Source organism: Salipiger sp. ABN3_019 (genome assembly GCF_056158605.1).
This window is the reverse complement of sequence record NZ_JBSWTP010000010.1, coordinates 711892-724925: the sequence shown is the minus strand read 5'-3', so window position 1 is coordinate 724925 and position 13034 is coordinate 711892. Positions and strand designations below refer to the sequence as shown.

12 protein-coding genes are annotated in these 13034 nt (G+C 63.7%); 8 read left to right on the top strand and 4 right to left on the bottom strand.

The window, feature by feature from the left end; translation table 11 throughout:
* Positions 1-77 precede the first annotated feature (77 nt).
* Positions 78-791: a DUF4396 domain-containing protein gene (locus ACXAD2_RS25400; protein WP_475176813.1), complete on the top strand. Its 714-nt coding sequence runs from the start codon at positions 78-80 to the stop codon at positions 789-791.
* Between the two features lie 86 nt (positions 792-877).
* Here ACXAD2_RS25400 and prpE read toward each other — a convergent pair whose 3' ends face one another.
* Positions 878-2776, bottom strand: a complete 1899-nt coding sequence (gene prpE, locus ACXAD2_RS25395) for a propionate-CoA ligase PrpE (protein WP_475176812.1) — start codon at positions 2774-2776, stop codon at positions 878-880.
* Between the two features lie 437 nt (positions 2777-3213).
* Here prpE and ACXAD2_RS25390 point away from each other — a divergent pair, with 437 nt between their 5' ends.
* Complete coding sequence (locus ACXAD2_RS25390) at positions 3214-4185, top strand: Hint domain-containing protein (protein ID WP_475176810.1); 972 nt, start codon at positions 3214-3216, stop codon at positions 4183-4185.
* A 63-nt stretch (positions 4186-4248) separates the two neighbouring features.
* On the opposite strand, the gene ACXAD2_RS25385 is transcribed toward ACXAD2_RS25390, so the two are convergent.
* Together ACXAD2_RS25385 and ACXAD2_RS25380 are read right to left on the bottom strand one after the other, a co-directional pair.
* On the bottom strand, positions 4249-6528 hold the full coding sequence (locus ACXAD2_RS25385) for an NADP-dependent malic enzyme (RefSeq protein WP_066109879.1): 2280 nt from the start codon (positions 6526-6528) through the stop codon (positions 4249-4251).
* Positions 6529-6704: 176 nt separating this feature from the next.
* Positions 6705-6917, bottom strand: coding sequence for a DUF3072 domain-containing protein (locus tag ACXAD2_RS25380; RefSeq protein ID WP_066109876.1), 213 nt, complete (start codon positions 6915-6917; stop codon positions 6705-6707).
* Between the two features lie 179 nt (positions 6918-7096).
* Here ACXAD2_RS25380 and ACXAD2_RS25375 point away from each other — a divergent pair, with 179 nt between their 5' ends.
* From ACXAD2_RS25375 to ACXAD2_RS25360, 4 genes are all read left to right on the top strand, one after another.
* Positions 7097-8017 (top strand): manganese-dependent inorganic pyrophosphatase, encoded by a 921-nt coding sequence (locus ACXAD2_RS25375; protein ID WP_475176807.1) that lies wholly within the window; start codon positions 7097-7099, stop codon positions 8015-8017.
* Between the two features lie 148 nt (positions 8018-8165).
* Entirely contained in the window at positions 8166-9065 is a 900-nt protein-coding gene (locus tag ACXAD2_RS25370; protein ID WP_475176805.1) for an aldose 1-epimerase family protein, read from the top strand.
* A gap of 74 nt (positions 9066-9139) precedes the next feature.
* Positions 9140-10012, top strand: coding sequence for a TIGR01459 family HAD-type hydrolase (locus ACXAD2_RS25365; RefSeq protein ID WP_475176802.1), 873 nt, complete (start codon positions 9140-9142; stop codon positions 10010-10012).
* 220 nt (positions 10013-10232) lie between these two features.
* Positions 10233-10676, top strand: a complete 444-nt coding sequence (locus ACXAD2_RS25360; RefSeq protein WP_475178403.1) for a MaoC family dehydratase — start codon at positions 10233-10235, stop codon at positions 10674-10676.
* Positions 10677-10682: 6 nt separating this feature from the next.
* Here ACXAD2_RS25360 and ACXAD2_RS25355 read toward each other — a convergent pair whose 3' ends face one another.
* Positions 10683-11261, bottom strand: coding sequence for a GNAT family N-acetyltransferase (locus ACXAD2_RS25355; RefSeq protein WP_475176799.1), 579 nt, complete (start codon positions 11259-11261; stop codon positions 10683-10685).
* A gap of 127 nt (positions 11262-11388) precedes the next feature.
* Between ACXAD2_RS25355 and ACXAD2_RS25350 the strand changes: the two genes are divergently transcribed.
* The gene (locus ACXAD2_RS25350) at positions 11389-11988 is read left to right on the top strand and encodes a TetR/AcrR family transcriptional regulator (protein ID WP_475176796.1); all 600 of its coding nucleotides are present in this window, start codon (positions 11389-11391) and stop codon (positions 11986-11988) included.
* A 29-nt stretch (positions 11989-12017) separates the two neighbouring features.
* Positions 12018-12998, top strand: a complete 981-nt coding sequence (locus ACXAD2_RS25345) for a zinc-binding dehydrogenase (protein ID WP_475176792.1) — start codon at positions 12018-12020, stop codon at positions 12996-12998.
* The last annotated feature ends 36 nt before the right edge of the window (positions 12999-13034 follow it).

Below are 13034 nucleotides of genomic sequence, written 5' to 3'. Positions count from 1 at the left end.
GGAAACTGAGCGGGAACCTGCAGGCAAAGCGGAACATTGCCGCGGCGCAGCGTGTTGGACCAGCAAGGAGACCTCTCATGCTGACCGACATATTCTCGTCGCCCTGGTTCCTTGCCGCCTGGGCTGCGCTGATGATCCCCTCGCAAATCGTCTTGATCCGCGACCTCGCGCGCAACAACAGCCACCTGATGAGCCTGATGAAGATCGTCTGGGCTCTGACGGTGCTCTACTCCGGCCCTATCGGGCTTGCGGTCTATTGGACCTGCGGCCGCAAAGAAATCGCCCGTGACAGCATCTGGCGCCGGGGCTTCCGCTCGGTGGCGCATTGCTATTCCGGCTGTGGCTTGGGCGAGATCATCGGCGTGACGATTGCGGTCGGGCTGCTGAGCCTCGGCAATTATGGCACCGCCGCGATCACCTTTCTCTTTGCTTATGTCATCGGCTTCCTGCTGACCTTCGGCCCGCTGGTTCAGGACGGCATGCCGGTGCCCAAGGCGCTGAAGGACACGTTCATCGCCGAGACCCCCTCGATCGCGGTGATGGAGATCGTTGCGATCATTGTCGACCTCGCGCTCGCCGGCAGTGCCGGGATGGGCGATGTGATCTTCTGGTCGTCGATCATCGTCTCGCTGAGCTGCGGCCTTTTCGCCGCCTATCCGGTGAACCTGCTGCTGCTGAAATTCGGCGTGAAAGAGGGGATGATCGATCCGCGGATGACCGATCACGGCCACGGTCACGGCCATGAAGACGCGCATAGCCACGGCCATCAGCACGCGATGAGCCACGGCTGACCGGCCCGCAGACTTAAGACGGCCTTAAAACGGCGCGCCCAGCCCTCCCAAGCCGGGCGCGCCGTCCGCCGAGAGTGCGAAACCTCTCAGGCGGGTTCTTTGGCGTATCCCATGGGCGTCACCGCGTCGCGGATCTCGCCAAGGATCGCCGGATCGTCGATCGTCGCGGGCGTCTTGAAGTCATCCCCATCGGCGATCTTGACCATTGTCGCACGCAGGATCTTGCCCGAGCGGGTCTTGGGCAAGCGATCCACCACAGTGCAGAGCTTGAACGCCGCGACCGGCCCGATCTGATCGCGCACCAGCTTTACCGCCTCTTTGACCACTTCGTCATGCCCCCGGTCACAGCCAGCGTTGAGGCACAAAAAGCCCATGGGCAGCTGCCCCTTGAGCGGATCGCTGACCCCGATCACCGCGCATTCGGCCACATCCGGGTGGCTCGCCAGCACCTCCTCCATCGCGCCGGTGGACAGACGGTGCCCCGCGACGTTGATCACGTCATCGGTGCGGGACATGATGTAGAGATAGCCGTCCTCATCCTTCATGCCCGCGTCGCCGGTCTCGTAGTAGCCGGGGAAATGGGTGAGATAGGCGGACTTGAAGCGCGCTTCGGCATTCCACAGCGTCGGCAGCGTGCCCGGAGGCAGCGGCAGTTTGATGGCGATGGCGCCAAGTTCGCCGTCCTTCACCTCGTGGCCGCCCTCGTCGAGAATGCGCACGTCGTAGCCCGGCATCGGCACCGAAGGCGAGCCAAGCTTCACCGGCATCTCTTCGATCCCCAGCGGGTTGGCCGCGATGGCAAATCCGGTTTCCGTCTGCCACCAATGGTCGATCACCGGCACATTCAGCTGATCCTGCGCCCATTTGATCGTGTCGGGATCGGCGCGCTCTCCTGCGAGGTAGACCGCCTGCAGGCAGCTGAGATCGTACTTCTTGACGAACTCGCCCTTGGGATCCTCACGCTTCACCGCACGGAAAGCGGTGGGCGCGGTGAAGAAGCTTTTCACCTTATGCTCGGAAATGACCCGCCAGAAGGTGCCCGCATCGGGGGTGCCGATGGGTTTGCCCTCAAAGACGATGGTGGTGTTGCCGTGGATCAGCGGGCCATAGCAGATGTAGCTGTGGCCAACGACCCACCCCACGTCCGACGCGGCCCAGAAGCGGTCTCCCGGCTCGACGTTGTAGATGTTTTTCATCGTCCAGTTCAGCGCCACCAGATGGCCGCCGGTGTGGCGCACCACGCCCTTGGGCTGACCGGTGGTGCCGGAGGTGTAGAGGATATAGGCCGGGTGGTTGCCCTCGACCGGCACGCATTCGGCGGGCTCCACGCCGTATTGGAAGCCATGCCAGTTCACATCCCGCCCTTCGATCAGCGTCGCCACCTCCTGCTCGCGTTGGAAGATGACGCAGAAGTCCGGCTTGTGCGTCGCCTGATCAATCGCCCCGTCGAGCAGCGGCTTGTAGTGCACGGTGCGGCCCGGCTCGAGCCCGCAGGAGGCCGCGATGATGCATTTGGGCTTGGCGTCGTCGATGCGCACCGCCAGTTCATGCGCGGCAAAGCCCCCAAAGACCACCGAATGGATCGCGCCAAGGCGGGCGCAGGCGAGCATCGCCTCCAGCGCTTCGGGGATCATCGGCATATAGAGGATCACCCGGTCGCCCTTCTCGACCCCCTTGGCGCGCAGCGCGCCTGCCAGCGTGGCCACGCGGTTGCGCAGTTCCACATAGGTGATCTCGCGCTTGGTGTGGGTGATCGGGCTGTCCCAGATGACGGCCACCTGCTCGCCGCGTCCATTCTCGACATGACGATCCACGGCATTCCAACAGGTGTTGGTCATGCCGTCGGCGAACCATTCAAAGAGGCCCTCGCCTTTATCGAAGAGCGCCTTCGACGGGGCCTTGTCCCAGTCGATCGCCTCGGCTGCCTGCATCCAGAACTGCTCGGGGTCCTGCACCCAGCTGTCGTACACGTCCTTGTAGCCCATCGTGCTCCTCCTCACGTCGATGCCGATTCTGATACGGCCCCGCCCTGCGCCCCGGCAAGCCTGTTACCGCGCACAGGGACAGTATATCGCAAGGATTTGCGGATTTTTGCGAAATTGGCCCCAGAATACTTTGCAAACTGCGAACTCTGCAAATGAGTCCTGCGAAACATCGCAATTCTTGCAAATCAGCTAACTACCATACCAATTTGGATAGGTAATGTCTTGTGACATATCACCCATCCGATCGGATAGGGGTAAGCGCAAATATCATACATTTCGGAAGTTTATTTTTCAGAATCTATTTACAGAAATTAATATTGAGCGCAGCATTTCAAATAAGAGGAGGCAAATTCTATCGCGAGCATTACTTTTGCTCATGCAGAGAACAATTGCCCACGACGCCGATAAAGATTAAATAAATATATCGAGTAAACGTCATGGCATCGAGTGATATAACGGTAACCCCGTATGATGGGGCTTTGCTGACAACGCAGCTTCTGGCGTCGCAACAGACCATCGTTCTGGGCGATTTCGGGTCGGAGACAAGCGGCACGCTCATCGACGATGATGGGCTTTTAGGATCAACGGACGACGGTACAGCGTTGTTTAACGGCGATCCTGTGACCTACATTGGCAGCGGCACGGCAACGCCGGGTGTTGACGTCGCTGGCATAACGGTGCCGCTTGGCACATCCGTCGATGTCGTCGCCTTCGAAGCCGCTGGACAAATCTATTTCCACTACCCTGCCGGGGGGCCAAACCTGCTCAGCGCGGTGGCGGTGGTCGTTGATATCGACACGTCACCATACCAGGTTTTCACCCCGCTTTGTTTCGCGCAAGGCACACATATCCTGACCTCCTTTGGGGACCGTCGAATAGAGACCCTAAGGCGTGGAGATTTGGCCCAGGATATTGACGGGAATCTCCATGAAATAAAGTGGATCGGACGTCTGGATCTGCGCATCCCGAACCGCCCTGCCTATCGCAAATGGCGGCCTGTCAGGGTGGCGGCGCATGCCTTCGGGCGCAATCATCCCTACCGCGACACATGGCTGTCGCAGCAGCATCGGGTGCTGGTGAAATCCGCGCTCAACGAATTGTATTTTGGCGATAATTCCTGCCTCGCGCCGGTCGTGCGCCTCGCAGACGGGGATCGCATCAGGATTGATGCCAGCGTCGAGACGATCACCTATTACCACGTGCTCTGCGAACGCCATGCGGTGCTGCGCGCGAACGGCATGGCCGCCGAGAGCCTGCACCCCGGTCAGGTCGCGCGCGAGGGTGCCGGGCGCGCGGCGTTCGGAGAATTCGATCTGGCAGAAATGAAGGACAAGGGAGACGGGCCACCCGCGGCACCTGTGCTGCGCGGTTTCGAAGCCCGTCTTATGGCCAGTCAGGGGATACGCTGAGCCGGCCTGCGGCGGCGCGGGTCCACTCCCCGCGCCGCCGCAGCGCTTTACTTCAAGAGCGTTTTATCCGTAATGCGCCACCGGCGTGCCGGCAATCGCCGCCATGTTCAGCAGCCCGCGCGAGGTGATCGACGGGGTCACGATATGGGCACGGTTGCCCATGCCCATGAGGATCGGCCCCACTTCCAGACCACCCGCCTTGACCTTGAGGATATTGCGCACGCCCGAGGCGGCGTCGGCCTCGGCGAAGACCAGCACGTTGGCAGCGCCCTTCATCCGGCCATTGGGCAGCAGACGCTCGCGCAGCTCCGGATCGAGCGCGCTGTCCACATGCATCTCGCCCTCATAGACGAAATCACGCGGCGCGCTGTCGAGGATCTCCAGCGCCTTGCGGATGCGCGGGCCGGACCCGTCGGCATGGTTGCCGAACTGCGAGCGCGAGCAGAGGGCGACCTTGGGCTCCAGCCCGAAGCGCCGCACGTGACGCGCAGCGCCGATGGCGGTGAGCGCGATCTGTTCGGGCGTCGGCTCGATCCAGATCTGCGTGTCCGAGATGAACAGCGGCCCGTCCTCGAGGATCATCATCGACAGAGCGCCATGCGGCTGCGCGCGCTGGCTGCCAAGTACTTGCGTCACGTAGTTCAGGTGCCAGCGGTACTCGCCGAAGGTGCCGCAGATCATGCTGTCGGCCTCGCCACGATGCACCATGACCGCGCCGATGGCGGTCAGGTTGGTGCGCATCACCGCGCGCGCCAGATCCGGCGTCACGCCGCGCCGCGCCATGATGCCGTGGTAGGTTTCCCAGTAATCCCGGTAGCGCGGGTCGTTTTCGGGGTTCACCACGTGGAAGTCCTTGCCCGGACGCACCGTCAGGCCAAGCCGCTCGCAGCGCATCTCCAGAACCTCGGGACGGCCGATGAGGATCGGCGTCTCGGTGGTTTCCTCGAGGATCGCCTGCGCTGCGCGCAGCACCCGCTCGTCCTCGCCCTCGGCAAAGACGATCTTACGCGCTGCAGTGGCCGCCGCTTCGAAGACCGGGCGCATCAGCAGCGCCGATTTGAACACCGACGCGTTAAGGCTGTCCTTATAGGCCTTGAGGTCCTCGACCGGGCGCTCGGCCACGCCGGTTTCCATTGCCGCCTTGGCCACCGCCGACGACACGACACCCGACAGGCGCGGATCGAAGGGCTTGGGGATCAGGTAATCGGCCCCGAAGGTCAGCTGCTCGCCATGATAGGCGGCTGCGGCTTCCGCCGAGGTCGTGGCACGGGCCAGCGCCGCGATGCCCTCGACGCAGGCCACCTGCATCTCGTCGTTGATCTCGGTCGCGCCGACGTCCAGCGCGCCGCGGAAGATGAACGGGAAACACAGGACGTTGTTGACCTGGTTCGGAAAGTCACTGCGGCCCGTGGCGATGATCGCATCGGGCGCCACCTCGCGGGCGAGATCGGGCATGATCTCGGGCGTCGGGTTGGCCAGCGCAAAGATGATCGGGCGCGAGGACATTTTCTTTACGTGCTCGGGCTGGAGCACCCCCGGACCGGACAGACCGAGGAACAGGTCGGCACCGTCGATCACCTCGTCCAGCGTGCGCTTGTCGCTCTTCTGGGCAAAGGCCGCCTTATGCGGGTTCATATCCTCTTCGCGGCCCTCATAGACCAGTCCGTGGATATCGCAGAGCCAGATGTTCTCGCGTTTCACGCCAAGCTTCAGCAGCATGTTGAGGCAGGCGATGCCCGCAGCGCCGCCGCCGGTCGAGACGATCTTGATGTCTTCGAAGGATTTGCCGGCCACATGCAGCGCGTTGGTCGCGGCGGCACCGACCACGATGGCGGTGCCGTGCTGGTCGTCATGGAAGACCGGGATATTCATCCGCTCGCGGCAGATTTTCTCGACGATGAAACAGTCGGGCGCCTTGATGTCCTCAAGGTTGATCGCACCGAAGGTCGGCTCCAGCGCGCAGACGATCTCGGCCAGCTTCTCGGGATCGGGCTGGTCAAGCTCGATATCGAAACAGTCGATATTGGCGAATTTCTTGAAGAGGACAGCCTTGCCCTCCATCACCGGCTTCGAGGCCAACGGGCCGATATTGCCTAGCCCAAGCACCGCGGTGCCGTTCGACACCACCGCGACGAGGTTGCCGCGCGAGGTATAGCGCGCGGCGTTGACGGGGTCCGCCTTGATCTCGAGGCAGGCCTCGGCAACGCCGGGGGAATAGGCACGGCTGAGATCGCGACCGTTCGCCAATGGCTTGGTCGCGCGGATCTCGAGTTTCCCGGGCTTGGGGTTTTCATGGTAGAAGAGCGCGGCCTGGCGCAGGCTCTCCTGAGCGGTATCGGTCATGTCGTAGGCCTCCCAACGAAGATGGTTCAACGTTGAACAATCTGCCCATGCGGGCTCGGGGGCCGGGTATCAGGATTTCGTCATCCGGTAAACGAAAAACGCGCCGGGGCATGTTCACGCCCCGGTCATGCGCGGCCGAGCGGGCCGCTGCGCAGCGCTTAAATCAAGCGTTGCGCTCAGCTGGCCGGCGCTTTCTTGCCTGCGAAATCCTCAAGCTCTTCGATGCGGCGGTCGGCCTCGCGCAGGGTCAGCTCGGCATCGAAATCCTCGCCCACCGCTTCGGACAATTCGCGCAGGCGCACTTCCTGTACGTCGGTCATCGGCTCGCGCGGGTCGGGCGGCACATCCATTGCGGCGTCGACGGTCATGTGGCTCATCATCTGGCTCATGTATCATCTCCTTATGGACGCCCCAACGCGAGCGGAAACGGCTTTGTTCCATGACCTTTGCCGGTTTGCGCTCACAGCCGTGCAGGCGCAGCATTGGCTGCGTGACAAGCCTCGCGCGCGTGCCTATAAACCCCGCGACTGCACATTTGCCTGCAAGATGCACCCAAGGAGTTTCCCGCATGACCACCCTGGTTTTCGGCCATAAATCCCCCGACACCAACTCCACCGGCAGCCCGATCATCTGGTCGTGGTACCTGAACGAGGTGAAGGGAGAAGCAGCCAAGCCCGCGCTGCTGGGCGAGCCCAACACCGAGGCTGCCTTCATGCTCGAGCACTGGGGCCTCGAAATGCCCGAGATCATCGGCGACGTGACCGAAGGCGCGCCCGTGGTCATCGTCGACACCAACAACCCCGCCGAGCTTCCGGCCTCGATCAACAGCGCCGACATCCGCGCCATCATCGACCACCACAAACTGGTCGGCGGGCTGGAGACGAAATCTCCAATCGACATCACCGTGCGCCCGCTGGCCTGCACCGCGACCATCATGATCGACCTCATCGGCCGTGACGTCGCGAAGATGCCCGAGGCGATCAAAGGCGCCGCGCTGACCTGCATCCTGTCGGACACGCTGGCCTTCCGCTCGCCCACCACCACCTCGCACGACAAGGCCGTGGCCGAAACGCTGGCCGCCGATCTGGGCGTCGATCTGGCCGACCTCGCGGTCGAGATGTTCGCGGCCAAGTCGGATGTGTCCGAGTTCTCCGACGCCGAGCTGATCCGCATGGACAGCAAGGAATATGAAGTCGACGGCACCAAGTTCCGCGTCTCCGTGCTGGAAACCACCGCGCCCGAGATCCCGCTCGGCCGCAAAGACAGCCTGATGGCCAGCTTCAAGACCGTCGCCGCCGAGGATGGCGTTGACGAGGTGCTGCTGTTCATCGTCGACATCCTCAAGGAAGAGGCCACGCTGCTGATCCCCAACGATCTGGTGAAGGGCGTCGCCGAGAAAAGCTTTGGCGCGACGGTCGAGGGCGACACCGTGGTGCTGCCGGGCGTGATGAGCCGCAAAAAGCAGATCATTCCGAACCTGAAGGTCTGAGCGTCAAACATCGCGAAAGCATCGAGGGCACCCCGCCGGGTGCCCTTTTTCGTGCCTGCCCCCGTGAAAGCGCCCGTTTCGCCCTATTGGACTTCGCCTGCCCGCGCGCCATAGTTCTGAGGTGCTCTTACAGCAAAGCGAATGCCCCATGACCCAGCCCGTCAGTTCCCAGCCCGCCAGTTCTCAGCCAGATGTGTCGCTGTCCCAAGCCGACCTCACGCTCACCGTCGCGGCGCTCGGTGCCGAGATGCAGAGCTTTCGCAAGGCCGGGGCCGAACTGCTCTGGCAGGGCAATCCCGAGTATTGGTCGGGCCGCGCGCCGATCCTCTTTCCCATCGTTGGCCCCGCGCCCGAGGGCCGCATCCGCATCGGCAGCCATGAGGCCGAGATGGGCCAGCATGGTTTCGCCCGCCGCCGCGCGTTCACCCTGCTCGAAGCAGGCAAGACCATGTGCCGCCACGCGCTCAGCGACGACGCGGAGACCCGCGCGCAATACCCGTTCGCCTTTCGCCTTGAGGTGACCCACCGGCTGCATCGGGGCCGCCTTGAGGTAAGCGCCGAGGTGATCAACACCGGCGATGTCGCGATGCCCTTCTGCCTTGGCTTCCATCCCGCCTTTGCATGGCCGCTGCCGGGCACCGGGGACGCGCCGCATGAGGTGATGCTGGCCAACGCCGGTGAGCCCAAACTGGCGCGCATCAAAGGCGGGCGCCTGCCCGACAGCCGCCACCCCTCGCCCTTCGCCGCCGGACGGCTGCTGCTGGAGCCAGAGCAATTTGAATCCGACGCGATGATCTTTCCCGAAGGTGCGGGCAATGCGCTGACCTATGGCGTCTTTGATGGCCCGCGCCTGCAGTTCACCTTTGAAAACCTGCCCGTCGTGGCGCTCTGGCAGAAACCCGGCGCGCCGTTTCTTTGTGTCGAGCCGTGGCACGGGATGCACGCCCGGGTCGGCGCGTCGGCGGAACTGTCCGAACGCCCCGGCGCGATCAGCCTCGCGCCCGGCGACAGCGCGCGCTTTGGCTATACGGTCACCCCGCGCATGTGAGCGCTGGTCACTCGGTGCGGCCTGCCCTATCAAAGGGCGAACCCAAGAAATCCGGCGCCAGACAAAGGCTTCCCATGACCCGTATCATCCAGTCGCTTTCCGAGGTCTCGCAGAACTATGAGGCGATGTTCGTCGACCTCTGGGGCTGCGTGCATGACGGCGTGAAAGCGCTTCCCGAAGCCATCGAGGCTCTGCGCGCCTATCGCGCCCGCGGCGGCATCGTGGTGCTGCTGACCAACGCGCCGCGCTCGCGTCACGAGGTGGTCAAGCAGATCGAGAAATTCGGCGTGCCCGAGGACGCCTGGGACAATATCGCCACCTCCGGCGACAGTGCCCGCGTCGCCATGTTCCGCGGCGAGGTGGGCCAGAAGGTCTGGTTCATGGGGGTCGATTTCGATCTGCCGTTTTTCGAGCCGATCAAGTTGCTGGACGATCCGCTCGAGATCGAGCGCGTGGAGCTTGAAGAGGCCGAAGGCATCGTCTGCTGCGGGCCTTTCGACGCCCATGCCCATCCCGACACGCTGCGCCCGCAGTTGCTCTATGCAAAGCAGAAGGGCCTGAAGCTGCTCTGCGCCAACCCCGACATCGTGGTCGACCGCGGCGAAGAGCGTGAATGGTGCGCCGGTGCGGTGGCAAAGCTCTATACCGAGATGGGCGGCGAAAGCCTCTACTTCGGCAAGCCGCATCCGCCGGTCTACGATCTGGCCCGCCGCCGCCTTGCCGAGATCGACCGCGACGTGCCCGACAGCGCCATCCTCTGCGTCGGCGATGGCATCCGCACCGACATCCTCGGGGCGATTGGCGAGGATCTGGATTCGCTCTTCATCACCGGCGGGCTCGCCGCCAAGGAAACCAAGACCGAAACCCAGCCCGAGGCAGAGGCGCTTGCCGCCTATCTCGAGAAGGAAAGCCTCGAGCCGACCTATTCGATCGGTTTCCTGCGCTGAAGGGCTGACCGCCAACCACCGCTTTTCCAATCCAAAACCGCCGCCCGCACCGCCGGGCGGCGGTGTCGTTTCGGGCGTTACATCCGTCCCGGACCCGCCGCGATCCCGCGCCGAAGGTGAATTTTACACCTTGATTTTCTGCGCCCGCGAAGTAATAAAATTACCCAAAGCCAATCATGGCAGCCAATTTATTACCGGACCACCGATGATGGAGGAGAAGATGCTCGACAACCTGCCCCGCGGGACGATCTGCATCGAAGACATCGAGATGGGCATGTCGCGTCACCTGCGCAAGCAGGTCACCGACCGCGACATCGAGCTTTTTGCCGAGGTCTCCACCGATCGCAACCCGGTCCATCTCGACGACGCCTATGCGCAGGATACGATCTTTGAAGGGCGGATCGCCCATGGCATGCTCACCGCCGGGCTGATCTCGGCGGTCATCGGCGAGCAACTGCCCGGCCATGGCACGGTCTACCTCGGGCAGACGCTGAAATTCGTCGGCCCCGTGCGCCCCGGCGACACGGTTCTGGCCGAGGTCACGGTGACCGACATCGATTTCGCCAAGCGCCGCGTCATGCTCGACTGCAAATGCACCGTCGACGGCAAACCGGTGCTGGTCGGCGAGGCCAAGGTGCTGGCCCCGTCGCGCAAGTTCGACTGACCCCGCTCAGAGCGTTTTGACCAGCAGCACCCATTCGCGGGTCTTGGTCTCCCAGCCATCGAAACTGCAGGGCCGCGAGGATTCGACCACATAGCCCTGCCGCTCGTAGAGCCGCCGCGCGCCCTCATTGTGCCCGGCCACGATGATGCTCATCCGCGAGAGCCCCTCGGCGCGCGCAATCTCTTCAGCCAGTTTCAGCAGGCCGGTGCCCAGCCCCATGCCGCGGTGATCCGGATAGCAGGCCAGCACGTTGACGTACCAACTGCCCGGCGCGGCATTCTCAAGCTCCTGCAGCGGGCGAAAGATCGCAGGCAGATCGTCGGGCACCGGATCGGGGCTCTGGTCGATGGCATAGCCGGTCAGCGCGGCAACCGCCCCAGCGCCAAAGTCCACCACGACGACCTGCTCTTCGCCGGCCTTCTCGGCCCGCCGCCGACGGCCCACTTCCCATGGGTCCATCCCCGGCTCAGCCAGATCCTGCCACAGGAAGTACGGCAGCCCCTCCCCGGCAAAATTCACCAGCTCCGCTAGTTCCTGAGCATCCTTGGGTGTTGCGATGCGATACGGCGGTTTCAGGTCAATCATTACCGGTCCTCCCATACGACTGAGGGCTGAGCGTATCACGGGGCTCGGCGGTTGTCGTCTGGCGGCTTTCCGCGCAGTCATCCCGCTCGGTACTAGACGACCGGTCTATTTTGATTATTTACGCCCTATGACCGAGCCGAAGAAATCAGACACCACCCGCCGCAAAATTCTCGCCACTGGTCGCGCACTTGTGCTGCATGGCGGCTTCACCGGCGTGGGCCTGTCGCAAATCCTACGCGAGAGCGGCGTGCCGAAAGGGTCGTTCTACCACTACTTCCCGTCGAAGGAGGCCTTCGGCTGCGCCCTGCTGCACGAGTATGTGGGCGAATACCTTCTGAAATTCGACGCCCTCGCCGAAGCGCCTGGCACCGCCGGTGACAGGCTCGCCACCTATTGGGACGTCTGGCTGGACGAGAGCACCCAGGAAGGGCTTGCCAGCCGCTGCCTTGTGGTGAAGCTCGCCGCCGAGATCGCCGATCTTTCGGAAGATATGCGGCGCATTCTCGATGCGGGTGTGGAGCAATTGGTGGCGCGCATCGCCGCGCTGCTGCGCGAGGGAGCCGAAGATGGCTCGCTGCGCCCGCAGCCAGACCCCATGGCGACGGCAGGCGGGCTCTACGCCCAATGGCTTGGCGCGGCGATCCTGTCGAAACTGGCGCGCAGCGAAGCGCCGCTGCGGCAGGCACGGGCGGATACGGCGCTTCGGCTCGACACCCTGACACCCTGACACTAATTCACAGACCAAGGAGCACTCCCATGCGAGCTGCCTATCATGATGTCTTCGGCGACCCGGCCGAAGTGATGCTGTTCGGCGAGGCCGACACTCCCGAACCCGGCGCCGGACAGGTGCTGGTCAAGACGATCCTCTCGCCGGTTCACAACCACGACCTGTGGACCATCCGCGGTCAATACGGCTATGTCCCCGAGCTGCCCGGCGAGATCGGCGGCTCCGAAGCAGTGGGCAAAGTCGTGGCCGTTGGCGAGGGCGTGGACGACGCGCTCATCGGTCAGCGCATTTCGGTCGGCGGCGTGCACGGCAGCTGGGCCGAGTATTTCGTCGCCCCCGCCGCCACGCTGGTGCCCCTGCCCGCCGAGATCGCGGACGAAGCGGCGGCGCAGCTCATCGCCATGCCCTTCAGCGCCATCGCCCTGCTGGACTCGCTGAAAGTCGGCGAAGGCGAATGGCTGGTGCAGACCGCCGCCAATGGGGCGGTTGGTAAGATCATGGTCAGCCTCGCCAAAGCGCGCGGCATCAAGCTGCTCAACCTCGTGCGCCGCGCCGAGGCGGTGGATGAGCTCAAGGCGCTTGGCGCCGAACATGTGCTCTGCACCTTGGAGGCGGGCTGGCTGGAGCAGGCCAAGGCGCTTCTGGGTGAGGCTGGCGCGGTCTCGGCGATCGACTCCGTCGGCGCGGAACTGGGCATGGATCTGGCCGCGCTGCTGGGACAGGACGGCGAATATGTGGTCTTCGGCACCGCCACCGGCGCGCCGCTGCAGCTGCCGAGCGGCGAGATGATCACCAAACACCTCGCAGTGCGCGGCTTCTGGGCTGCGCGCGTGTTCAAGGAAATGAGCGGCGAGACACAGGTCCGTCTGCTGACCGAACTCGTGACGCTGGCGGCGCAGGGCAAGCTGACGCTGGACGTGGGCGGCATCTTTGATCTCGAAGAGATCACCGAGGCGATGAAGGCGGCGCAGACCCCGGCGCGCACGGGCAAGATCCTGCTGCGGGGCTAAGCCCGCCCGCCCCCGCGCAAAGCCGCCGGAAAACCA